This window comes from Sorangium sp. So ce281, from assembly GCF_051527395.1.
In the GTDB taxonomy this organism is placed as follows: domain Bacteria; phylum Myxococcota_A; class Polyangia; order Polyangiales; family Polyangiaceae; genus Sorangium; species Sorangium cellulosum_B.
Genome location: NZ_CP150322.1, coordinates 6,741,014 through 6,763,247, shown reverse-complemented (window position 1 = coordinate 6,763,247; position 22,234 = coordinate 6,741,014). Strand labels below are relative to the sequence as shown.

Sequence of the window (22,234 nt, the reverse complement as noted above, 5' to 3'; positions counted from 1 at the left end):
ATCGATGAGGCGTCTGGACAGAGCGGCTGTCGATCTCGTCAGCACACCTTGTCCACGGCCGACCTCGCTGCTCACGTTGGTTCATATAGGGTGGTACTCCGCCGACGTCCGTCGATGCCGATCGGGTTCTGGCGCTTCGGCGAAGAAACCCCGGAAGACGCTCGCGCCCGGCCGGCTCCGTGGGGCGTGGCTCCGGGGAGACGGGCCGACGTGCGCAAGCGCGCTCCTCGTGGGGCAGCGGCCGAGCTCCGCCTGCGTGTTTGTTTCGGCTACAATCTTCTATCGTGGCTGCTGTCGCGGCGACCGAGCGAGTCGCGGTGAACAGCGGCGAGTTGACCTCTGGCACGACCGGTGAGAGGGCGGTGAAGCGGACTTCGTCGGCGCTCGACGCGCGCGGGGAGCCGAGAGCGGTCCTTGGGCGGTGAGCGACGATTCAAGGCTTTTCAATCCTTTGTGGAAGGAGCACGAAACATGCTGAGGCAACTGGCGATCCACATCGTTCTGCTCGCGCTCGCGGCGGCTGGTCCGGTTGCGTGCGGGGGTTCGGGCGACAGCCCCGCGGACGCCGGCAGCGTCGCCAGCGGGAGCGGCGGCGCGGCCGCTTCCGGCGGACAGACCTCGGGGAGCGGCGCGACCGGCGGAGGCGGAGACGGTGGAACGGGCGGCAGCGCCTCGGGGAGCGGCGGCGCGGGCGCAGGCGAAGCGGGCACGGGCGGCGCTGGCACGGGCGGCGCGGGTGACGGCGGCGCGGGTGACGGCGGCGCGGGTGCGGGCGAAGCGGGCACGGGCGGCGCGGGCGACGGCGGCGCGGGCGGCGCGGGCGACGGCTGCCCGGGGACGGGGGGAATCACCTACACGCTCGCGAAGGTCGCCTCGCCGACGGCGGAGCAGCAGTCTGCGTACGACAAGATCACGAGCGCGATGGACGAGGCGCTGTCGCACTACAACTGTCAAACGAGCATCGAGAAGCGCCTGTCGGTGTCCTACGTGCCGTCGGTCGCGACGGCCGATGGCAACGTCAATGGGTCCATCCGGTTCGGCGCGACGAGCTCCATGAACTACATCACCGCGATGCACGAGATCGGTCACACCCTGGGGGTCGGCAGCCGCGAGTTCGGCGCGCTGGTGGTGGACGGCGTCTTCACGGGCGAGGCGGCGACGCGCCAGCTCAGGGCCATCACGGGCAACGAGAGCGACGTCGTGCACGCGGACACGCAGCACTTCTGGCCGTACGGCCTCAACTACACGACCGAGGTCAAGACGACGGACGATCTCGTGAACCACTGCAAGATCGTGGTCGCCATCCGCGAGGACATCGGGTTCTGACGGAACGATTCCGCGGGGGCGAACCGTCGCGATCCGTCGGGTCGCAAGAGCTCTCGCATCTGACGCATGAAGAGCGCGCCCCCGGCGCAGGCGCGGGCGGGTCAGTACGTGAGCGAGGGCGTCGTGCAGCCCAGGCCGAAGGCGCCGATGGCTCCGCCCTCGACGACGGTCTGAACGAGGTTCGCGACCTGGTCTGCACCGCAGAAGGTGTCCGGGAACTCGCCGCCGCCGTCGCCGCCCACGCCGTCCGGCCACGTGACGGGGCCGAGCTCGACGCGGAGATCGCCGGGAGGTCCCGTCACGAGGAGCGGCGCACAAGCGATGAAGAGGAGATCGAGGTACCTGCCAGACCAACCGCTGAAGCCCACCACCACCTCGTTCTCCGGGCACAGCATCTCCCAGGGCTCGGTGCCCTCGCTGCCCCGGAAAGGGGTCACGTCGCCGGGCATCATGGTGATGGTGTACGGGCCGTCTCCCGTGAGCTCCAGGTGGCCGCACTGCGCCTGGATCTTGGCATGGATGAGCGACTCCCCCAGCGGTCCGAGGGACCCCCGAAACCCGAGGAGCACCTGGCTCTCCGGGCACCGGTCCATGGCAGGGGTGGCCGTACCGGGGCTGCCGCGCAGCTCCGTGTAGGTCTGCTCCACGACGTCGACGCCTGTCGGCGCCGGGCACGGCTCCCCGTCGCACGCGCCGCCGCCGCCCGCGCCGCCCGCACCACCACCGCCGCCGCCCGCGCCGCCCGCGCCGCCCGCACCACCGCCGCCGCCCGCGCCGCCCGCCTCACCGCCGCCGCCCGCCTCACCGCCGCCGCCGCCCGACCCGCCACCCCCATCGCCAGGCGGGGCGCCGCCTCCTCCGCTCGCGCCCACGCCGTCGAAGGTCAGGCTGCCGATACCCGAGATCGCAGTGCATCCGGCGAGGACGAGACCGGAGATCAGCGCGGAGAGGCCGAGCAGATGGCGCGTCACCGAGATCAAGTACCCGATCCGCGGCCGGACCGGTAGCTGGTCGCCCGAACGCCGCGCGGACGTGGCGTGGAAGGAGACGGCCAGCGCCCCGGCCGGGAACGCCGCCGCTTCGTCCTCGATCGCGGTGGGCTTGGCCGCGACATCGACGCCTGTCGAGCCCCGATGGGCACTCCATGTGCGCGCGCCGGCTCGCACGTCCGAGAATGACGACCGATGGAGCGGTGAGAGGCAACGGATCCGAATAAAGTTCGGTTCGATGATCCGACAGGTCTTCGGCGCCACCCGCTTCAACGCGCCCGGCAACTTCACTGGTCTCGATTTTGCTCCGGACTCCAGAACGCTCGTGGCCCTCGTGACCGGCGAGGAGCGCACGAAGGTGCATCGCTTCGCCGTCGACGACGGTCGTGCCCTCGACGAGCAGACGGTGACCGGTTGCTTCACTGGCGTCTTCGCGTTGCCTGACGGCGACCTTCTCCTGTGGGCGCGTGGCTCCATCGCGCGCCTCGGCCAGGACGGCGAGCTTTCGTGGAAGCTCGGAGAGAAGGCGACGAGGAAGTTCGCCTTCGCGACCGTGAGCGCCGACGGTGCGATCGTCGCGACCTACGGCGGAGACGCCGTCGCCAGCGTCTTCGACGCGCGTACCGGCAAACGACTTCACGAGCTGAGCGAGCCCGCAGGCGAGATCTTCGCGTTCGCCTTCTCACCCGACGGAGCGACGTTTGCGACCGGCGGACAGAAGGGCATCGTCCGCGTCTTCGATCGCGAGTCGAAGGAGGAGCTCGCCCGACGAAAGAGCTCCAAGATCCTCGTACTCGCGTTCTCACCCGAGGGCAGCGTGCTCGCCGGCGGCCACGGACAAGGCGACGTCCACCTCTGGGACGGCGCATCGCTCGAGCCCGTCCGCTTCCTGGGCGCGCATCGCTTCCAGGAAGATTACGGCTCGGGCGAGCAGGACCGGGGGCCGGCCGGCTGTCGCTGGCTCGCGTTCCTGGCCGACGGCAAGACGGTGGTCTCGCAGGGCAACGATCGCTGCTTTCGCTGGTGGAACCGCAGCGGCGCGGAGATCCGTCGCGTCCGCACGCCTCGCCACCACGCGTACGGCCAGGGCCCCGCGATGGCGCTCTCGCGCGACGGGAAGTGGCTCGCCGCCGGCTCGACGGCGTCTGGCATCGGCCTCTGGACCTCGGACGGTGAGCCGGCTTCGAGCGAGCTCGGGATCGACGCGCCACGCGCGATCGCGCTGAGCCGCGAACGCGTCGTCGTCTCCGGCTCGTCGGGGATCTGGTCCTGGCGAAGGACCGACGGCGCGGTCAGCGAGCGGCGCGCGGGCGGCCCGGCGGCGCTCGCGAACCTCCCGCAGGGAGAGCTGCTCCTCGTCGCGCCCGAGAGCGCCGTCGTGGAGCGCGAGATCACCGATGAGGGCGAGGCGATCTTCGCGAACGGCGCGATCTCTCCCCAGGGCGCGGCGGCGGTCTCGCGCGACGGAAAGACGGTGATGCTCCCCGTCGCGTCGAACGTCGAGCTCTGGGACCGTGCGCGCGGCGTCCGCACCGCGGCGCTCTCGCACGACACCAAGGTGTCGGCCTGCACGTTCGGGTCCGACGACACCTGGGCCGTTTCGGTGTCCGACGCGGTCCGGATCTGGCGGCTCGACGATCCGGAGACACCCGTCCATACGATCGAGCTGGAGAGCGGCGCGCCCGAGCGCTGCGGCGGCGTCGCCGTCTCGCGCGCCGGATGGATCGCCGTCAGCATCGATCGTGACATCAGCAATCATTCGTCGGACAGCGCGCTCGTCTTCATCGATCCGCGTTCGGGGGAGGTGACAGCGACCCTCTCCCATCCAGACAAGCGCCTCGGGCAGGTCGCGTTCGTCGACGACGCCCGCGCGGTCGTCGTCGACTCCGCGGGCCGCACGAGGACGGCCGACGCCGAGGAGGGCCAATGGCTCGACGAGCCGGGGGCTCCGGAGGACATCGAGTTCCACGGCTTCGAGCTCCTCCCGCTCACCGCCTCCGAGGACGGGACCGAGATCGCGTACATCGACGGGCACGGCAACCTCGCCATCCGCGCGATCGAAGGCACGAAGAAGCGTGTCACTCCCTTCGATCTCGGCTTCACCCCGCTGGCGGAGAAGAAGCCGCAAGGCATGTTCGAGAAGCGCCTCGCCGGGACATGCATCCTCTACGCAGGCAAATTCCAGAGATCGGCGATGGATGTGCGCACGTCGCGCGAGCTCCGCGAAGACATGCTGATCGAGCTCGGCGGCACGGTCGCGAAGAAGGCGAAGGACGCGACGCACTTCGTCGGCGCGCATATTCCGTACGTGGAGCACGTCCCGTCGAAGGCGGAGACCGAGATCGACGCGCGCATCGCCAGGGGCGACAAGGTCATCAAGCTGAGCGAGAAGAAGCTCATCGAGATGCTGCTTCCTACGTTCGAAGAGTCGCGCGCGATGCTGCGCGGTGAGGTCAAAGACGGCATCGCGCGTTGGAACCGCTGGCGGTCGCGCTGGCGCACGTTGAGCGGCGGGTTCGTGCAGCTCCCGGGCATCGATCTCACGGGAGCCGACCTGCGAAAGGCAGACCTCGCGGTGATCCCGTTCGAGGAGGCGAAGCTCTCGAGCGCGCGCCTCGAGGGGGTCAATCTCTTCGACTGCGTCTTCCGCCGCGCCGACCTCCGCGGGGCGGATCTCGAAGGCGCTCGCTGCGGCCGCGTCGTCTTCTCGAACGCCGACCTCCGCGAAGCGAAGCTGGCCGGCGCCGAGTTCGACGGCGCCGAGTTCGACGGCGCCGACCTCCGCGGCGCCGACCTCCGCGACGCGGACCTGCGGTACGCGAAGCTCGACGGCGCCAGGCTCCCGCCGTAGAGCTACCCGGGCGTCGAGCTGAAAGTCGCCGCCGGCGACGGCGAGGTCAGCCTGCCGCGGGCGCGCAGAGAAGCGCTCGAGCTGCACAGGAGCCGTGTGATCGTGAGATAAGACACAAAAATGGGTGCACAGGAGGGCTGCCGGGGCCGCGCGGGAGCTATGCGATCGTACGGTAGGACACCCAAAGGGGGGCGCAGGAGGGTCGCGAAGGCCGCGCAGGAGCCATGCGATCGTACGATAGGACACCAAAAGGGGTGCGCAGGAGGGTCGCGGGGGCTGCGTAGGAGGGCGCCGAGGCCGCACAGGAGGGCGGTGCGGCTCTGGCCGGCGTGCGCCGGCGGGGATCACTCGAGGTACGCGGCCAGGCCGAGCTTCTGATCGCGGACGGCGCCGGCCATGACCTTCGCGATCTGCTCCGCGCCGGAGCGCGAGAAGTGCGTGTGATCATCGCAGAAGAACTCGCCGACGGGGCCGCTCGTCGTCGCGCTCACGTCGCCCCCGGGGACCGGGCAGAAGCCCAGGGTGCCGTAGAGCGCGACGCTGAGCTCGTGCAGGTCGATCACCGGCACGCCGTACTCCTTGCCCGCCTCGTGGGTCGCGGTCACGTAGCCGCCGCGCGTCCCCCGGGCCGTGCTCCCGCTGCAGGAGATCGCGCTCACGGGGGTCACGAACACGGGCTGAGCGCCTCGCTCCTTCGCGGCGCGGGCCATCATCCCGTAGCTCGACTTGAAGGCGTCGAGCCCCACGTGCCGATCGCACGTGCTCGAGCCGTCGTTGATGCCGAACTGGATGAACAGATAATCGCCCCGCTTCATGCCGTCGAGCATCTGGACCCACCTGGCCTGCAGCAAGGGCTCGCCGCTCGAGTCGCGCTCGAGCTCGCATTCGCCTGCGCTATCCATGGTCTTCTGCACGTTGTAGAGCCACGTCCGCACGCTGCGGCCGCCGACGGCGCTGTTCACCACGGTGACCCGGTCGTCGAAGAGCGCCGCGAGCTGGCCGCCCCAGCCGGCCGGGCAGGGGGTCTGCCCGTTGGCGACCGTGGAGTCCCCCGCGATCCAGATCGTGATGTCCGGCAGCGGCCCCGCGCCGCCCGCGCCGCCCTCGCCCGCGCCGCCGCCGCCGCTCGGCCCACCTGAAGATCCCGCCGAGCCTCCCGAGCCGGCGGGCGCGTCGCCCCCGGCCCCCGCGCCGCCCGTGGAGCCGGCCGAGATCGCGGTGCTGCCCGCGCTTGCGCTCGAGCTGCTCCCTTCCGGTTGCGAGCTCCCGCCCGCGCCGCCCGTCCCCCCGCCTCCGCCGGCGCCGCCTGGGGCCGCCTCCGGATCAGGGGAGCAGGCGGCGGTGAGCAGCGCGAGGCAGGACACCCGGGCAAGCATCCGGCTGCGCGTGCGGGCGGTCGATCGAACGTTCCAGTCCATGAACATGCCTTTCCTCCAGTCATGACACGAGCATCAGCCCATCCACGCCGGATGGCGCTGGCCCTTCGCCTCCCGGTCCCGCAGGCTGCCAGGGCCAGGGCACGCTCGGTCGAGGTGCCGGGCCGGCGGCACGACGAGCGCGCACCGCCGCGGGCGCAGGGCGCGCCGAGAGCGGCAAGGCAACGCCGGCGAGGCGAGCGGCGGGGGTGACGGGGAGCGAGCACGGCTCGCGTCACTGTGTCAGGAACGGCTCCCAACCAATCACGGACAGGCGTTTTTTTTTCGGATCTGCGTGCCGGGGTGCGCTCCGGAGCACACCCATCACAAATCTGAAGCAGTGGCAGAATCGAGGCCGGCGCGAGGGCGCCCGCCTGTCCACCCACCGCACCGGCGCCACGCTCGTGGAGAGGAGACCCGCGGCGGTTCGTTCACGACACACGGCGATGTCCGGCGATGGATTGGCCAGTTGGCTGTGCGACCAGGGCAATCACGGTGATGCAGGGCAGGGCAGCGCAAGGAGCATGAGGGCGGAAGGCGGACGGAAATCCGTTGAACGGAGATGTGCAGTGGAGGGCATTGTTATGCCGTTGACTGACACCAACTTTGTCACGTATGTTTATCAAGGGTGACGCTGATTGGGGGTGGCGTCGCACCAGACGTGCAGACGTGCAGACGTGCAAACGTGACCGATGGCACGGATCGGCCACGCGTGCTCTCGTGCGCCCGCGACACAGCGGCGCGAGGCTCGGGCGCGCGAGGGCCGAGGAGCGAGGATCGGCATGAACAGCTGGGATCCCCTGGGTGCGGCGGAGCAGGCCGCGGTCGCGGACGAGATCCTGTCCGTGCTGCGTCACGACCTGCGCAACCGCTTTGCGATCGTCCGGAATGCGTCGTTCTACATCAAGCGGAGGGTCGCGCGTGACGCGGCCTACACGGCGGATCCGAGGATCGAGGAGTTCTTCGGGATCATCGACGAGGAGGTGATCGCGGCGAGCGCGCGGCTCGAGGAGGCGGTCGACGCCGCGAGGCTCTTCACCCGCAGGAGCGCGTGCGTGAGCGCGGCGGGCTGCGTGCGCCGCGCGGCGGCGTGCGCGCGCATCGGCGCGTCCGGGGCCCGCGTCGTCCTCTCGGCTCAGGACGGCGACGTCGAGGCGGACCCGATCGAGCTCGCCGTCGCGGTGCGGTGCCTGATCGAGAGCGCCGTGGAGTCGACGCCGGGGGACGGCGTGGTCACGGTCCGGGGCACCTCGAGCGCCGCGCGGTACTGCATCGAGGTCACGGACGCGGCGGCTGTCCCCTGCGAGGCGGACAGCGAGGCGATCCTTCGGCCGTTCACCACGACCAAGCCGGGTCACACCGGCCTCGGGCTGAACATCGCGAGGCGGGTCGCCCGTCGCTACCGCGGGTCGCTCGCCGTCGAGCCCCGGGCGCACGGCTCGTCGGTCGTCATCGCGCTGCCGCTCGCCGCGGCGCCGGTGCACGGCGACGCCGGATCGGAGCCGGCGCCGTGAGCGCGGGCGGTCCGCCCGCAGGGCGCGCGCCGGCGGCCCGGGAGCCAGCGGCCCGGCCCTCCGCGCGGCGCGCGCGCCCCCGGGCCTCGCTGGGCTTGATCCTGCCGCTCGGCGACGTGGTGCCGACCATCGAGCTCGCCGCCGAGATCGAAGACACGACGTCGCTGCTCCTCGCGCCCGGCGTGCTCTGGCACCCGGCGCCCGGCCTGGAGCTCGGCGCCGCGCTCGAGCTCGGCCTCGCGGGGGAGACGCCCGACGCCGGGCTCATGCTCCTCGTCACGCGGGAGATCGAGCTCGCGGGCGACGGCGACGACCACGCGAAGCACGCGAGCAGGAGCCGCTCCCCATGAGCATTCGAGCCACACTGGCCGCCATCTTCGGCGTCGCGCTGGCGGCGGTCCTCGTCGCCGGCGGCGCCTTCTACTTCGCCGTCGCGGAGATGCTCGTCTTTCAGCGGCGCGCCGAGGCGTCCTACGACGACCTGAAGCTGCACGTCACCCTCGCCAGCGACGCCAGCCGCTACATGAACGAGGCGGTCAAGTCGGTGCTCCACGGCAGCCTCAGCGAGGAGCTCTCGAGCGCGGCCGAGGCCACGGCGCGCGATCTCGACGCCATCGAGGCGCGCAAGAGGGCGATGATCGCCGACGAGGAGATCAGGGAGAGCGACGAGGAATCGGCGGAGGAGATCGAGCACATCGGCTTCATGCGAGCGAGCTTCGCGCGGATCGTCGGAGGCGTGACGGCCGCGGCCCATGTCGAGCGCGAGCGCACGAGCGAGCGGCACGAGATGCTCGTGCAGCTCGCCGACCGCGAGTACAAGGCGGAGTTCCTCCCGCACATCAGCGCGGCCGTGCACGACGCGGAGCGCGACGTGGCCAGGATCCTCGACGACGAGCGCCACCTCCGGGCGCGGGTGGCGTTGCTCGGCGCGGCGGCGACCGGCGGCGCGCTGCTCGTCCTCGTCGTGCTGCTCGGGCGGCTCCTCCGCTCGGTGGACCGCGGCTTCAACTCGCTGCTCGAAGGCTCCCGGCGGATCGCCCAGGGGGATCTCGAGCTGCGCCTCTCGGTGCTCGATGAGCACGAGTTCGGTCGCATGAGCGCGGCGTTCAACGAGATGGCGTCCAGCCTCCGCGACGCCCAGGCGTCCAGGATGCGCATGGAGAAGCTCGCGGCGGTGGGGCAGCTCGCGGCGAGCGTCGGGCACGACCTGAGGAACCCGCTCGGCGCCGTCCGGAACGCGAACCACTACCTCAAGAAGCGGATTGTAGGGACCGAGCTCGGCGCGGAGCCCCGCGTGGCGCAGTTCCTCTCGATCATCGAGAGAGAGCTCGCGGCGTGCGCCAAGATCATCGACAACCTGCTCGACTTCGCGCGCGAGCGGCGGCCGCGCTTCGCGGCGTGCGCGCTGAGGCCCCTCGTGGACGACGCCATCTCGGTCGTCGAGATCCCGCCGCGCGTGCGCGTCGACAACGACGTACCGGACACGCTCCCTGTCGTGGAGATCGACAAGGACCAGTTCCGGCAGGTGCTCGTGAACCTGATCCAGAACGCGGCCGAGGCGATCCCGGCCGAGCGCGAGGGGCGCGTGCGCGTCGCCGCGGAGCGGGCGGGCGGCGGGGTGACGCTCTCGGTCGTCGACGATGGGACGGGCATCTCCGAGGAGACGCTCGCGCGGATCTTCGAGCCGCTGTTCAGCACCAAGCTGAAGGGGACGGGCCTCGGCCTGGCGATCAGCGCCGGGATCGTGGAGCGGCACGGCGGCACGATCGAGGCGACGAGCGCGCTCGGCAACGGCACGACCTTCGTCGTGCGGCTGCCGGCGCGCGAGGAGCCCGAGGCCGCGGAGCCAGCGCTGACGCCGACCGGGACTCAGGGCGTATGACGAGGGGGCAAGCCATGCAGGTGCAGGAGCCCGCGCAGCGGGGCAAGCGGGTGCTCGTGATCGACGACGAGGAGGGCATGCGCGTCACGCTCGCCGCCAGCCTCGAGCTCGAGGGCTACGAGGTGGTGGAGGCGAGGGACGGCATCCACGCGCTCGAGCTCGTCCGGCAGCAGGCGTTCACGCTGGTCATCAGCGACATCCGCATGCCCGGGCTCAACGGCGTCGAGACGTTCCGGGAGCTCAAGAGGATCCAGCCGGAGCTCACCGTCGTGCTGATGACGGCGTTCGCGCTCGAGAGGCTCATCGAGGAGGCGATCGCCGAGGGCGTGTACACGGTGATCCACAAGCCGTTCTCGATGGACCACCTCGCGCGCATCGTCGCTCGCGCGGTGGACTCGCCGGCCGTCCTCGTGGTCGACGACATCCCGAGGGTCGCCGACGCGATCGTGGCGGTGCTCCGGGACGCGGGGCTGTCGGCCCACGCCGTCCACGATGGGCGGGCCGCCGTCCAGTACGTCGTCGAGCGGGGCATCGACGTCTGCGTGCTCGATCTCGTCATGCCCGATCAGGACGGCGTGACGACGTGCGCGCAGATGCGGGGGCTGAAGAAGCGCGTCACGGTGATCGCCATGACCGGCCACGCGGTCCCGGAGATGGTCAGCGCGATCATGAGCAAGGGCGGGTACGCGTGCCTGCACAAGCCGTTCGACGCGCGCGAGCTCATCCACACGATCGCCCGCGCGCGCGGGGACGCGGCGTATGGATGAGCGCGTGCGCCCGCCTCACGCGGGCGCGCGCCCGGCCGGGGAGGGGATCTCGCCGCGCGCGGGGTCGTCGCCCCGCGCGAAGTGGTCGGCCAGCACCATCGGGTCCTGCTCGCCGGCCTCGAGCAGCCACTCGCCGGCGAGCCGGTGGCCGAGCGCCCGGTCGCGATCCGTCAGCATCGCGTAGGCCGCCTCCCGCAAGAGCGGGTGGCAGAAGGCGATCTCCTCCTCACCCGCGAACCGGGAGCTCGGCCGGCGCTCGATGATCTCGCGCTCGACCAGCTCGGCCCACGCGTCGCGCTCGCTCGTCCCCGACGCCCCGGCGCCGAGCAGCGCGCGCACGCCGCTCACCCAGGCGACCTCCCCGAAGACGCTCGCCGCCCGCAGCTGCCGCCGCGCCTCGAGCCCGAGCGCCGCGAGGCGCGCCTCCGCCATGCCCAGCACCGTCTCCGGCAGCGCGCCGCCGCGCCCCTCCGAAAGGGCCCGGATGAGCTCCTCGAGATAGAAGGCGTTGCCCCCGGCCCGCTGGATGAGCGCGGAGATCTCCCCGGGCGCGAGCTGCCTGCCCGCGCCGCCGAGCGCGCTCTGCACGAGCTGCTCGGCCGCGCGGGCGGGCAGCTCGCGCAACCGGAGCTCCGAGAGGCCCCGCTCGGCCCAGAGCCTCGGGAAGGCCGCGTGAACCTCGGGCCGGGCGAAGGCGAGCAGCGCGTACGGCCGGTCGCCGAGCTCCCGCAGCGCCCGGTCGAAGATCCCCATCGAGGGCGCGTCCCCCCAGTGGAGATCCTCGAGCACGACGAGCACGGGGCGCGCGGCGGTCACGGCGCGCGCGTAGTCGAGGTACGCGCGCTGGATCCCCTCGGCCATCAGCGCCGGGTTGTGCCGCGCGGCCCGGAGCGCCGGCAGGTCCTCGTCGGGGAGGGGGGCGACGCCGAGCAGCTCGCCCAGGAACCCGCCCACCCGTAGCCCTTCCTCGCCCGAGAAGAGCGGCGCGAGGGCCTGCGCGAGCCTCCGTCGCCGCGCGTCGACGGCCTCGCCCGCGGCGATCCCGAGCGCGCCCCGCAGCGATCCGGCGAGCATGGCGAACGCGGCGCCCGTGCCGATGGAGTCGCCGCGGACGACGCTCAGGCTCACGTCGGGGTGGCGCTGGCGCAGCACCTCGACGGCCTCGTGGCGCAGGCGCGATTTGCCCATGCCCGCCGCGGCGGTCACCAGCGCCACCGCGGCGCGCCGCTCGGCGAAGCTCTCGTCGACGAGGTCGAGCAGGTGGCGCAGCTCCCGCTCGCGCCCGACGTGGGGGCTCGGCTTGCCCAGGAGCTTGCGCGGCCCCTCGCCGATCTCGCGCTCCGCCCTGAGCCAGGAGAGCCCGCCCCGCTCCACGACCTCGAAGCGCACGTCGAGCAGGGCGCGCGTCACCGCGTCGATGTGGACCCCCTCGCGCCGGCCCTCCGCGCGGCCGGGCGCGGCGGCTTCGTCCAGCAGGGCGGCCGCCCTGTCCAGCACCTCGCTGAGCGGCGATCGACCCGCCGGTTCGCCCCACCCCGTCACCAGCACGACCGCCGCGCCGGGGAGCTGCGCGCAGATCTCGAGCGCGCAGCGCGCCGCGAGCGCCGCCTGGTCGGTCGCGTTGCCCGCGCTCACCACGAGCGTCACCACCATCTCGTCGCCGAGCTCCTCCACCTGCGCGCCCAGCGGCATCGCCGCGCGGCGCACCACGGCGAGCGTGTTCGGCGGCGACGCGTGCAGATCGAGCGACTCTGTCGACTCGAAGAACGAGGCTTGCGCCGGCCGGACCGCCACCATCGAGATCAGGCGCTTCTCGCCCGTGGTGATGACCGCGCCGGGAACGGGGGCCGAGGACGCCTTGCTCCTCGTCCAGGCGCCGAGCGTGTCCAGGGTGCGCGCCACGGCCGCGCCGTCCTCGGGCCGCGCCGCGGGATCCTTGGCCAGCATCTGCGCGACGAGCTCGTCGAGCGCGTGGGGCACGTCGGGCCGCAGCTCCCTCGCCCTCGGCGGCTCCTCCAGGAGCAGCTTCCACACGAGCGCCATCGGGTGTTGCTTGCGGAACGCCGGCTTCCCGGTGAGGCACTCGTAGAGCACGCATCCGAGCGAGAAGATGTCCGCGCGCGCGTCCAGGTTGTCCCGCTCGCCCCGCGCCTGCTCCGGCGCCATGTAGCCCAGCGTGCCCAGCACCGCCGCCGTCCGCGTCAGCCGCGTCGAGGCGTCCGCCAGCTGCGCGATGCCGAAGTCGAGGAGCTTGACCCGATCGAGCGCGCCTTCGACCAGGAACAGGTTGCTGGGCTTGATGTCGCGGTGCACGATCCCGCGCGCGTGCGCCGCGCCGAGCGCGTCTGCCACCGTCCTCACGAGGGCGATCGACTCGTCGATGCGCAGCTCCTGCCGCGCCAGCCGATCCGAGAGGCTCTCGCCGGAGAGCCACTCCATCGCGAGGTACAGCTCCCCCGTCGGCGCCATGCCGTGCGTCGCGTACCGCACGATGTGGGGGTGCTCCAGCCGGGAGAGCGTCTCTGCCTCGCGGAGAAAGCGCGCCTGCGCGCGCGCGTCCGCCGCCTTGCGCAGCAGCTTGACGGCGACCACCGTCCCGCTCGCGCGATCGACGGCCCGGTAAACGGTGCCCATGCCTCCGGATCCGGCGATCTCCGCCAGCTCGAAGCGGCCGTCCAGCAGCCTGCCAGCCAGCATGCGCGTGAAGGATGCACTCTCACTGGAGCGCGAGGCAAGGCGGACGAACGGCGCGAATGTGCCGTGGCACCTGCGCGGGGCGCGATGGCGGGCTCGGCCGGCGCGGGGGCGCGCCGTTCCGTTGTCGTTCCGCTGTCGTTCCGCTGTCGTTCCGCTGTCGTTCCGTTTCCGGGCTCCGCGAGGACCCTGGCCCGATCCCGCGCGCTCGTTCACGACGCAGCCGGCCTGTCGGGAGGCCGGGTTGCCTCGATGCGTTATGTTGTCGGGCCGGCGCCCGATCCGCGCCGGAGTGCTTCTGTCGAATCGGAACGCCCCAGTCCCACGCGGTGCTGATGGATCGAGCCCTATCATGGCGGCTCGCTCCACCCCAAGAAGGCCGGCCGCGGACGCGCCCAGTCCGTTCAAAGGCCCGATCGCGGCGTGGACCGCGTTGGACAGGAGTCGTTACGAAGCGCTGTCCCCGCGATCGAGGTCGAGCCGCATGGCGCAGCGCTGCGCCGGGTCGAGGCCCTGGCGCGCCTCGTTCTCGAGGATCTCCGCGAGCCGCGGGGACGCCTCGGCCGGCGACAGCTCGCGGAAGCCCATGGAGGCGTAGAACGGCCCGTTCCAGGGGACGGTCCGGAACGTGGTCAAGGTCACCGCCTTCAGCCTCGCAGTCTGCGCCCACGCGATGACATGGGCGAGCAGGCGTCGCCCCAGCCCTTGCCCCTGGCGGTCGAGGACGACGTCGAGCTCGCGGACGTGGAGCTCGTCGCCGGCCACCTCGGCGCCCAGGAACGCGATCGGCGCGCCGGCGCCGTCGTCCATCACCCAGAGCGTCCCGGCCCGGAGCGCGCCGCGCCAGCCCTCCGCCGGCGTCACGTTCGCCAGGGCCTCGACGTCGAGGTCCGTCCCCCGGAACGCGTCGCTCGCCGAGCGCTCGATCTCGGGCAGGTGAGGCAGGTCGGACTCGACGGCAGGTCGGGTGAACGTTGATGTCATCGGGCTGCGCAGTAGTGCTAGGCAGCCACGGGCGCCGCCGCAACCTCGGGGCGCGACGGGGCTCCGGGGGAGGGCGACCCCGGGGGAGGGCGACCCCGGGGGGGGCCGTCGGCGCCGCGCGCCGCGGCTGCTCGGGCCGTCGTGCACGGAAAGAGCGGCGTCGATTGAACGTTCCGCGAGCGTCCGGGAACTGAGGTCCATCCAGTCACGCAGCGGCGCCCCCACGGCGGGAGGCCCGAGGCGTGCTCGCAAGGAGCCACCAGATGACGCTCGTCTCCTCGGCCCGCGCGGCGCGGAGCTCCGCGCCGCGATCCGCCCGGCGCCGGCTCGTGAAGCCGCTCCTCGGCCTCACGGTCTTCACGGCGCTCTTCGTCGTGCTCGCGTGGCGGCTCGACAGGCCCTCTGTGGCCGCCGGGCCGCTCGACGCGCCGGCCGGGAACCCGCTCGGCCAGCTCTCCCGCGCCGCCGCCGACCGGGCGCCCATCGCCGGCCTCGTCGAGGAGCGACTCCCGGCCGGCTCGTACACCTATGTCGCCGTGCGCACCGGCGAGGACCTCACATGGGCTGTCACCGTCGGCGACGCGCCGCCGCCCGGCACCCCGGTGCAGGTGCGGAGCATGGGTCGCAAGGCGAATTTCCACTCCCGCCGCCTCGCGCGGACGTTCCCGGAGCTCGTCTTCGGGATCGTCTCGCGCGCCGACTGAGCCCCCGACAACGGACACAGCCTCCGGCAACGGACAAGAGCAGAGAGGACCATGATCATGACGACACGTGGATTCGACCAGATGCCGAGCGCGACGAGCGCGCGATCCTCGGGCGCGCTCGCCGCCGCCGTCATCGCGGCGCTCGGCGCGATCCTGTCGGGGTGCAGCTCCGAGCCCGGCGGGAACGGGAAGACGACCGACGCTCCCCTCGCCGCGTGCACGGGGGGCGTGCTCGAAGCCGATCTGGAGGCAAGCCCGCTGAGCGGGCCCGGCGTCGACCCGGAGACCGGGAAGCTCCGGCCGCCTCCGGAGGGGTCGTCGTACGCGGTCAGCGCGACGTACGGGGTTCCACGGTCGGGCGACGCCGTGATGCAGCGATACGTGCAGATCTTCGGGGCGGTCCAGGCGGAGCTCGCGTCGCAGCCCGGCCTCCTGGCCATCCAGCTGGGCCAGTCGCCGTCCTGCGGCTCCGGGCGCACGCTGGCCGTGTGGGCCTCGACCGACGCGATGTACGAGTTCGTCATGGGCCCCGCCCACCTCGCGGCGATCGACGCCGCGGACGAGCTGCTCGAGCCCACCTACGTGGTCACCCACTGGGAGACGGCCGAGACCGATGGCATCACGCTGGCCGACTCGGTCCGTCGCATCCAGGCGCTCGACGCTCCGGCGCCATGAGCCGGCGCAGCGGCGGCCGCGCCCTGCGCGCGCCGGCGACGCCTGGGCCGGCGGGGCGAGCCCCCGGGCTCAGCGGGCGGCCGCGCGCTGCGCGCTGAGGCGGCTCATCGCGTAGGCGAGCCCGCTCTGGAGCGTGCCTTGCGTGGTGATCCGGCCGAAGTCGATGCCCAGCCCGACCAGCGTCCTGGCGATCTCCGGGCCGATGCCCACCATCACGCTCCGGCAGCCGAGCAGCTCTGCCGCCTGCACGGCGCGCATCAGGTGGCGCGCCACGGCGGAGTCGATCACCGGCACGCCGGTGATGTCGAGGATCACGAACTCCGCGCGCCGCTGGCCGATGGCCGCGAGCAGGCTCTCCAGCGCCTGGGCCGCGCGCCGATCGCTCATCTCGCCGACCAGCGGGATGAGCAGGATCCCCTCCCAGACCTGGATGACCGGCATGGCCACCCGATCGAGCAGCTCCGCCTGCATCTGGATGATCGCGCGCTGCTCCCGGTTCTCGGCCGCCATCCGCTCGGCCTCCATGTGCCGCTGCTTCAGGTCGGTGATGTCCGTGATAAGCCCGCACAGGCCGACCACCTCCCCCTGAGCGTTCTTCATGGGGAACTTGCGGGTCCAGATCGTGCGCGCCACCCCGTCCGAGCCCGTGGCGCTCTCCTCGTTCTCGTTCGGCTCACCCGAGTTGAAGACGACGTCGTCGTAGCTCCAGAAGACATCGGCCTGCTCCTTCGGCCAGTAGTCCGGGTCGCTGCGGCCGATCAGATCGTCGTAGCGCTGCCCGATCAACCTGCAGAAGCCCGGGTTGCAGGCGATCCAGCGATGTCGCCGATCTTTGACGAAGATGGGATCCGGGATGGTGTCGATCACGAGCTGGAGCAGCCCGAAGGTCTTCCAGTCCGAGACGTCGATGCAGTGGAGTGTGAACGCCATTCAGCCAAGCCCATCTCCCCCGACCCCGACCAGCCTCCCTTTATCAGGCATCGTGGATGGCCATGCAAGGGCAGAAATGCGGCGGATCACCGCGGAGACGCCGGATGCGTGTGCGTGCCCCGCCCGATTCAGGGAGCGCCTGAGTGTGCCTCGCCTTGCTAGCTGCCGCTACATGATGACGCGAGGGTTCGACGGCAGGCGCGCGCGAACTCGATGTTTGCTTCCTTTGCCTCGTCTGCCTTGTCTGCTTCGTCTGCTTCGTCTGCTTCGTCTGCTTCGTCTGCTTCGTCTGCTTCGTCTTCAGCGCTCGTCGCGGCCGAGGGGGGACCCTGCCGCTGTCCTCTCGCGGCGTCTGCTCGCCGGCAGCAAGCCGGAGGGGGCGGCGACCTCGGCGCGCCCTCCCGGAGGTCCCCCGTCGCGTCGTCGACGAGAGCGAGCCCTCCGTCCAGATTCGACCGCGAGGCGTGATCACCACGGCACCGTCCGGGAATTCATCGGGGCCGTATGGCAGACCACCGCGCAGGCGAAACCTCCACAGAGAGGACTCGCCACCTCGTCGATTCATTCCCCGCACTCTGCACGAGGAAGATCGAGCGAGGCGCGCCGAGGCAGGTGTCCCTGCCCGCTGGGACGCCTTTTTCGAGGCGCATTGGACCGCTGGGGGCCCTGGAGTCCCGTCCCGCATGAAAATCGTCGAACTCCGCGCCACCACCGTCACCGTGCCGCTGGAAGCGCCCCTGCGTCACGCCAACGGCTGTCACTGGGGCCGCTTCGTGCGCACGATCGTCGAGATCGAGGCGGATAACGGGCTGATCGGCCTCGGTGAGATGGGCGGCGGCGGCGAGTCGGCCGAGGCCGTGTTCCGGGCGATGAAGGGCTACCTCGTCGGCCACGATCCCGCCCGCCTCGAGGAGATGCGGTTCAAGATCGCGAACCCGACGGCCTCTCTTTATAACAACCGCACCCAGGTCCTCGCCGCGCTGGAGTTCGCGTGCCTCGACCTGCTCGGACAGGCCTTCGGCGTGCCGGTCCACGATCTCCTCGGCGGCAAGCTGCAGGACGAGGTGCCGTTCGCGTCCTACCTCTTCTTCCGCTACCCGAACGCCGACGGGTCAGGCGAGGTGCGGACGCCAACGCAGCTCGTCGAGCAGGCGAAGGCGCTGAAGAAGACGTACGGGTTCACCTCGCACAAGCTCAAGGGCGGCGTGTTCCACCCGGACTACGAGCTCGAGTGTTACCGCGCGGTCGCCGCCGCCGTGGGCGAGGATCGCGTCCGCTTCGATCCGAACGCGGTCTGGTCGACGGAGCAGGGCATCCGCTTCGGGCAGGCGATCGAGGACCTGAACAACGACTACCTCGAGGACCCCGTCTTCGGCCTCCACGCGATGCGACGCACCCGCGAGAAGGTGCGGATGCCGCTCGCGACGAACACCGTGGTCGTGGGCTTCGAGCAGCTCGCCGCGAACGTCCTCGACACGGCGGTGGACGTCATCCTGCTCGACACGACGTTCTGGGGCGGCATCCGGCCGTGCGTGAAGGCGGCGGGGATCTGCGAGACCTTCGGCCTCGGCGTGGCCGTCCACTCCTCGGGCGAGCTCGGCGTGCAGCTCGCGACGATGCTGCACCTCGGCGCCGTCATCCCGAACCTCTCGTTCGCCGCCGACGCGCACTATCACCACCTGCGCGACGACGTGATCCAGGGAGGCCCGCTCCCGTACCGGAACGGCCGTATCCGCGTCCCCGCCGGTCCCGGCCTGGGCGTCCGCCTCGATCGCGAGAAGCTCGCTCATTACGCCGAGGAGTACCGCCGGCTGGGCGCTTATCCGTACGACAAGGACCCGCTGCGGCCGGCCTGGTGCGCGACCGTGCCGAACGACCGCTGGGCCGATCCGAAGGACGACCGAATCCCCGAGGTGCCGAGATGACCCTCGCCGAGCGCGTGGCCGCGGCCGTCGACGCCGCGCCCATCATCGATCTTCACACCCACCTCTTCGCGCCCCAGTTCCCCGCGCTGAACCTCTGGGGCGTCGACGAGCTCCTCACGTACCATTACCTCGTCGCCGAGGCCCTGCGCGCCGAGCCGAAGGTCACGCCCGAGGCGTTCTTCGCGCTCGACAAGAAGGCGCAGGCCGATCTCGTGTGGGCGTCGCTCTTCGTCCGCCGATCGCCGCTGTCCGAGGCCACCGCGGGCGTCGCGACGGTGCTCGCCGCGTTCGGGCTCGACCCCGCCGCGCCGGATCTTCGCGAGGCCCGCGCCTTCTTCGCCGAGCGCCGGGTCGAGGATCACCTGGAGGACGTGCTGCGGCTCTCGGGCGTGACCGCGCTCGCGATGACGAACGATCCGACCGACCCGGCGGAGCGCGCGATCTGGGACGCGGGCGCCACGCCGGATCCTCGGTTCTACACGGCGCTGCGCCTCGATCGGCTCATCCACGCGGACGATCTCGCGCCCGAGCTCGAGCGGTGGATCGCCCGCATGCGGCCGCGCTACCTGGCGATCTCGGTCAACGAGGTCTCGGCGCCGCCCCGGGCCGTGCTGGACGCATGCCGCGATCACGGGCTGCCGTTCGCCATGATGATCGGCGTCCGGCGCGCGGTGAACCCCCGCCTCGGCGTGGCCGGCGACGGGGTGAGCACGGTCGACCTGACCCCGCTCGAGCGGCTCGCCGGGGAGAACCCCGACGTGCGCTTCCTCGTCACGACGCTCGCGCGCGAGAACACGCACCCCCTCTGCGTCGTGGCGCGCAAGTTCGCCAACGTCCTGCCGTTCGGCTGCTGGTGGTTCATGAACAACCCGAGCCTCATCGAGGAGACGACGATGATGCGCCTGGAGATGCTCGGGCCGACCTTCGTGCCGCAGCACTCCGACGCGCGCGTCCTCGATCAGCTGATCTACAAGTGGCGCCACTCGCGGCGGTCGATCGCTTCAGCGCTGGCCCGGCGCTACGGGGCGATGCCCGTCCCGCCGACCGACGCGCAGATCGAGCGCGACGCGCGGGCGCTCCTCGGGGGCATCGCGAAGGACTGGCTGGGAGCATGACGGACCGCTTCGACATCTCGGGCCGCACGGCCGTCGTCGTCGGTGGCACCTCCGGTATCGGGCGCGCGATCGCCCTCGGCCTCGCCGAGGCGGGCGCCCACACCGTCGCGACGGGCACCCGCGCGGACCGCATCCAGGCGGTCGCCGCCGAGATCCGCGAGCGGGGCGTCCGCTCGATCGAGGCGGCGTGCGACGTCGGCGATCGCGCGACGCTCGACGCCCTGCGCGACCGCGTGATCGAGGCGTTCGGCGGCGTCGACATCCTCGTCAACTGCGCCGGTCGGACCTTCCGGAAGCCCACCGCCGAGGTCGGAGAGGCCGAGTGGGGCAGCCTGCTCGACACGAACGTCACCGGCATGCTGCGCGCCTGCCAGGCCTTCCATGGCCCGTTGAAGGACAGCGGCCGGGGCCGCATCGTCAACATCGCCTCGCTGTCGAGCTTCGTCGCGTTCCACGAGGTCGCGGCCTACGGAGCGTCGAAGGCGGCGGTGCTGGCGCTCACCCGGAGCCTCGGCGCCGAGTGGGCGAAGCACGGTATCCGGACGAACGCGCTCGTGCCGGGCGTGTTCGTGACGGACCTCAACCGCGCCCTCCTCAACGGCACAGGGCGCGGGCAGGAGCTGCTCGCTCGCACGCCCCTCGGCCGCTTCGGCGACACGCAGGAGCTGGTCGGCGCGGCGCTCTTTCTCTGCTCCGACGCGGTGAGCTTCATCACCGGCACGAGCATCACAGTCGACGGTGGATTCCTCGCCTCCGGGGTGAACCAATGACCGCAGCGTCTCCCGTGGCCCCGGCGACCGCCGGCGTCATGTCCCGCACGCGCTGGACCATCTGCGCGCTCCTCTTCTTCGCGACGACGATCAACTACCTCGATCGGCAGCTGTTCTCCCTGCTGATCCCGTTCTTCGAGAGCGAGCTGAAGCTCGGGCCGACGGATCTCGCGCTCATCAACGTGAGCTTCCTGCTCGCCTACGGCTTCGGCATGGTGTTCGTCGGTCGCTGGATCGACCGCGTCGGGCCGCGCAGGGGGCTCAGCGTGACGTTCCTGCTCTGGAACATCGCCTCGGCCGGCCACGCCGTCGTCGGCAGCTTCGCCGGCTTCGCCGGTATCCGCTTCCTGCTCGGGGTCGGCGAGGCCGGCAACTTCCCGGCCGCCGTCCGCACCGTGGCCGAGTGGTTCCCCAAGAAGGAGAGGGCGCTCGCGACAGGGCTGTTCAACTGCGGCTCCAACGTCGGCGCCATCCTGGCCCCGCTCCTGGCGGTGCGCATCGCGGAGGCGTACGGGTGGCGGACCTGCTTCCTCCTCCTGGGCGGCGTCGGCGTCGTGTGGATCTTCTTCTGGACGCGCCTCTACCGGCGGCCCGAGGAGCACCCGAAGGTGTCGCCCGAGGAGCTCGCGCACATCCGCTCCGACCCGAAGGAAGCGACAGAGTCCCTCGGCGTCGGCGAGGTGTTCGGGATGCGGCCCGTCTACGCGGTCGCGGCGGCGAAGTTCTTCACCGACGCGCCGTGGTGGTTCTACCTCACCTGGCTGCCGAAGTTCCTTGTCAGCGAGTTCAACCTGAAGCCGACCTTCATGGCCTACGCCATCCCCGTCGTGTTCCTCGTGGCGGACGGCGGCGCGGTCGGCGGCGGCTGGCTGTCCTCCAGGCTCATCGCGAGCGGCCGCTCGGTCGGCGCGGCGCGGAAGCTCGCGATGCTCGCGTGCGCGCTCTCCGCGGTGCCCGTCATGTCCGTCGGGCTCCTCGTCGATGTCCCGAGCGTCGCGGGCATCCCCACGATCTACGTCGCGGTCGCGATCCTGTCGCTCGCCGCGGCAGCGCACCAGGGCTGGAGCAGCAACCTCTACACGCTCGTCTCGGACGCCCTCCCGCGCCCGGCGATGGCCACGGTGGTCGGCGTCATGACGGCGTTCGGCGTCGTCGGCGGGGCGCTCTTCCAGATCTTCGTCGGCTGGGCGCTCACGGCCACGGGCTCGTACGTCCTGCCGTTCCTGCTCGCGGGGACGCTGTACCTCGTCGGACTGCTCGCGCTGCACCTCATCCTGCCGCGCGTCGAGCCGGTCGCGCCGAAGCGGCGCGTGCCGAACGCGGCGATCGTCGCCGGCGGCCTGGTGATGCTCGCCAGCATCGCGGGGCTGCAGTTCGCCCTCAGCCGCCCTGCGTACACCTCGGTCGACCAGTACCGGGCGACCCGGCCGGCCCAGCTGAATGCGACGGGCGCGCCGGTCGAGGGCCCCGCCGCCCACGTGGGCTGGATGGACGCGCGCTGGTACCTCTGGCCGACGGCCGCGGGGACCAAGGCGGAGCTCGTCAAGTTCGACCGCGATGGGCGGCCCATCGTCGAGGGGAAGGGCGCTGCCGCCAAGGGCTACACGGGCCCGTCCGCCGCAGAGGTCGAGTCGTCCCGCGCGCCAGGAGGCGATCGGTAATCACCGCCATCGGCCCGCCCCATCGCATCTCC

Annotated in this window: 17 protein-coding genes; 12 read left to right on the top strand and 5 right to left on the bottom strand. The window is 71.8% G+C overall.

The features are described from left to right. Nucleotides 1–471 precede the first annotated feature (471 nt). Nucleotides 472–1,326, top strand: coding sequence for a hypothetical protein (locus WMF27_RS25675; protein WP_437943040.1), 855 nt, complete (start codon nt 472–474; stop codon nt 1,324–1,326). 101 nt (nt 1,327–1,427) lie between these two features. Here the strand turns inward: WMF27_RS25675 and WMF27_RS25670 are convergent, their stop codons facing one another. Then, entirely contained in the window at nt 1,428–2,297 is an 870-nt protein-coding gene (locus tag WMF27_RS25670; RefSeq protein ID WP_437766249.1) for a hypothetical protein, read from the bottom strand. A 61-nt stretch (nt 2,298–2,358) separates the two neighbouring features. Here WMF27_RS25670 and WMF27_RS25665 point away from each other — a divergent pair, with 61 nt between their 5' ends. Further along, complete coding sequence (locus WMF27_RS25665) at nt 2,359–5,166, top strand: pentapeptide repeat-containing protein (RefSeq protein WP_437766250.1); 2,808 nt, start codon at nt 2,359–2,361, stop codon at nt 5,164–5,166. 344 nt (nt 5,167–5,510) lie between these two features. Here the strand turns inward: WMF27_RS25665 and WMF27_RS25660 are convergent, their stop codons facing one another. Beyond that, nucleotides 5,511–6,584 (bottom strand): GDSL-type esterase/lipase family protein, encoded by a 1,074-nt coding sequence (locus tag WMF27_RS25660; RefSeq protein ID WP_437766251.1) that lies wholly within the window; start codon nt 6,582–6,584, stop codon nt 5,511–5,513. Between the two features lie 779 nt (nt 6,585–7,363). On the opposite strand from WMF27_RS25660, the gene WMF27_RS25655 reads away from it, so the two are divergent. The 4 genes from WMF27_RS25655 to WMF27_RS25640 are packed head-to-tail and all read left to right on the top strand — an operon-like array spanning nt 7,364 to nt 10,744. After that, nucleotides 7,364–8,095 (top strand): sensor histidine kinase, encoded by a 732-nt coding sequence (locus tag WMF27_RS25655; protein WP_437766252.1) that lies wholly within the window; start codon nt 7,364–7,366, stop codon nt 8,093–8,095. After that, nucleotides 8,092–8,445, top strand: a complete 354-nt coding sequence (locus WMF27_RS25650) for a hypothetical protein (protein ID WP_437766253.1) — start codon at nt 8,092–8,094, stop codon at nt 8,443–8,445. Before WMF27_RS25655 ends, WMF27_RS25650 begins: the two co-directional genes overlap by 4 nt. Then, the gene (locus tag WMF27_RS25645) at nt 8,442–9,977 is read left to right on the top strand and encodes an ATP-binding protein (protein ID WP_437766254.1); all 1,536 of its coding nucleotides are present in this window, start codon (nt 8,442–8,444) and stop codon (nt 9,975–9,977) included. The genes WMF27_RS25650 and WMF27_RS25645 overlap by 4 nt, the downstream gene beginning before the upstream one ends. A 14-nt stretch (nt 9,978–9,991) precedes the next feature. Continuing rightward, nucleotides 9,992–10,744: a response regulator gene (locus WMF27_RS25640; protein WP_437766255.1), complete on the top strand. Its 753-nt coding sequence runs from the start codon at nt 9,992–9,994 to the stop codon at nt 10,742–10,744. A gap of 15 nt (nt 10,745–10,759) precedes the next feature. On the opposite strand, the gene WMF27_RS25635 is transcribed toward WMF27_RS25640, so the two are convergent. Next, nucleotides 10,760–13,441, bottom strand: coding sequence for a protein kinase domain-containing protein (locus WMF27_RS25635; protein ID WP_437766256.1), 2,682 nt, complete (start codon nt 13,439–13,441; stop codon nt 10,760–10,762). 444 nt (nt 13,442–13,885) lie between these two features. Beyond that, a complete protein-coding gene (locus WMF27_RS25630) occupies nt 13,886–14,422 on the bottom strand; it encodes a GNAT family N-acetyltransferase (RefSeq protein ID WP_437766257.1) in 537 nt (178 codons plus the stop codon). Nucleotides 14,423–14,685: 263 nt separating this feature from the next. Between WMF27_RS25630 and WMF27_RS25625 the strand changes: the two genes are divergently transcribed. Further along, nucleotides 14,686–15,126 (top strand): hypothetical protein, encoded by a 441-nt coding sequence (locus WMF27_RS25625; RefSeq protein WP_437766258.1) that lies wholly within the window; start codon nt 14,686–14,688, stop codon nt 15,124–15,126. A gap of 57 nt (nt 15,127–15,183) precedes the next feature. Then, nucleotides 15,184–15,801, top strand: coding sequence for an antibiotic biosynthesis monooxygenase family protein (locus WMF27_RS25620; protein ID WP_437766259.1), 618 nt, complete (start codon nt 15,184–15,186; stop codon nt 15,799–15,801). A gap of 69 nt (nt 15,802–15,870) precedes the next feature. On the opposite strand, the gene WMF27_RS25615 is transcribed toward WMF27_RS25620, so the two are convergent. Then, nucleotides 15,871–16,731: a PAS domain-containing protein gene (locus WMF27_RS25615; protein WP_437766260.1), complete on the bottom strand. Its 861-nt coding sequence runs from the start codon at nt 16,729–16,731 to the stop codon at nt 15,871–15,873. A gap of 683 nt (nt 16,732–17,414) precedes the next feature. Between WMF27_RS25615 and WMF27_RS25610 the strand changes: the two genes are divergently transcribed. The 4 genes from WMF27_RS25610 to WMF27_RS25595 are packed head-to-tail and all read left to right on the top strand — an operon-like array spanning nt 17,415 to nt 22,202. Then, the gene (locus WMF27_RS25610; RefSeq protein ID WP_437766261.1) at nt 17,415–18,656 is read left to right on the top strand and encodes an enolase C-terminal domain-like protein; all 1,242 of its coding nucleotides are present in this window, start codon (nt 17,415–17,417) and stop codon (nt 18,654–18,656) included. Beyond that, nucleotides 18,653–19,771: a hypothetical protein gene (locus WMF27_RS25605; protein ID WP_437766262.1), complete on the top strand. Its 1,119-nt coding sequence runs from the start codon at nt 18,653–18,655 to the stop codon at nt 19,769–19,771. Before WMF27_RS25610 ends, WMF27_RS25605 begins: the two co-directional genes overlap by 4 nt. Further along, on the top strand, nt 19,768–20,541 hold the full coding sequence (locus WMF27_RS25600; RefSeq protein WP_437766263.1) for an SDR family NAD(P)-dependent oxidoreductase: 774 nt from the start codon (nt 19,768–19,770) through the stop codon (nt 20,539–20,541). Before WMF27_RS25605 ends, WMF27_RS25600 begins: the two co-directional genes overlap by 4 nt. After that, complete coding sequence (locus WMF27_RS25595) at nt 20,538–22,202, top strand: MFS transporter (protein ID WP_437766264.1); 1,665 nt, start codon at nt 20,538–20,540, stop codon at nt 22,200–22,202. Before WMF27_RS25600 ends, WMF27_RS25595 begins: the two co-directional genes overlap by 4 nt. Nucleotides 22,203–22,234: the final 32 nt, after the last annotated feature.

What these genes read in the sequence shown, in the direction of transcription:
- WMF27_RS25675 (WP_437943040.1), top strand. Translation starts at nt 472, where the DNA reads ATGCTGAGGCAACTGGCGATCCACATCGTTCTGCTCGCGCTCGCGGCG.
- WMF27_RS25660 (WP_437766251.1), bottom strand. Translation starts at nt 6,584, where the DNA reads ATGGACTGGAACGTTCGATCGACCGCCCGCACGCGCAGCCGGATGCTT.
- WMF27_RS25655 (WP_437766252.1), top strand. Translation starts at nt 7,364, where the DNA reads ATGAACAGCTGGGATCCCCTGGGTGCGGCGGAGCAGGCCGCGGTCGCG.
- WMF27_RS25645 (WP_437766254.1), top strand. Translation starts at nt 8,442, where the DNA reads ATGAGCATTCGAGCCACACTGGCCGCCATCTTCGGCGTCGCGCTGGCG.
- WMF27_RS25640 (WP_437766255.1), top strand. Translation starts at nt 9,992, where the DNA reads ATGCAGGTGCAGGAGCCCGCGCAGCGGGGCAAGCGGGTGCTCGTGATC.
- WMF27_RS25635 (WP_437766256.1), bottom strand. Translation starts at nt 13,441, where the DNA reads ATGCTGGCTGGCAGGCTGCTGGACGGCCGCTTCGAGCTGGCGGAGATC.
- WMF27_RS25630 (WP_437766257.1), bottom strand. Translation starts at nt 14,422, where the DNA reads ATGACATCAACGTTCACCCGACCTGCCGTCGAGTCCGACCTGCCTCAC.
- WMF27_RS25625 (WP_437766258.1), top strand. Translation starts at nt 14,686, where the DNA reads ATGACGCTCGTCTCCTCGGCCCGCGCGGCGCGGAGCTCCGCGCCGCGA.
- WMF27_RS25620 (WP_437766259.1), top strand. Translation starts at nt 15,184, where the DNA reads ATGACGACACGTGGATTCGACCAGATGCCGAGCGCGACGAGCGCGCGA.
- WMF27_RS25615 (WP_437766260.1), bottom strand. Translation starts at nt 16,731, where the DNA reads ATGGCGTTCACACTCCACTGCATCGACGTCTCGGACTGGAAGACCTTC.
- WMF27_RS25610 (WP_437766261.1), top strand. Translation starts at nt 17,415, where the DNA reads ATGAAAATCGTCGAACTCCGCGCCACCACCGTCACCGTGCCGCTGGAA.
- WMF27_RS25605 (WP_437766262.1), top strand. Translation starts at nt 18,653, where the DNA reads ATGACCCTCGCCGAGCGCGTGGCCGCGGCCGTCGACGCCGCGCCCATC.
- WMF27_RS25600 (WP_437766263.1), top strand. Translation starts at nt 19,768, where the DNA reads ATGACGGACCGCTTCGACATCTCGGGCCGCACGGCCGTCGTCGTCGGT.
- WMF27_RS25595 (WP_437766264.1), top strand. Translation starts at nt 20,538, where the DNA reads ATGACCGCAGCGTCTCCCGTGGCCCCGGCGACCGCCGGCGTCATGTCC.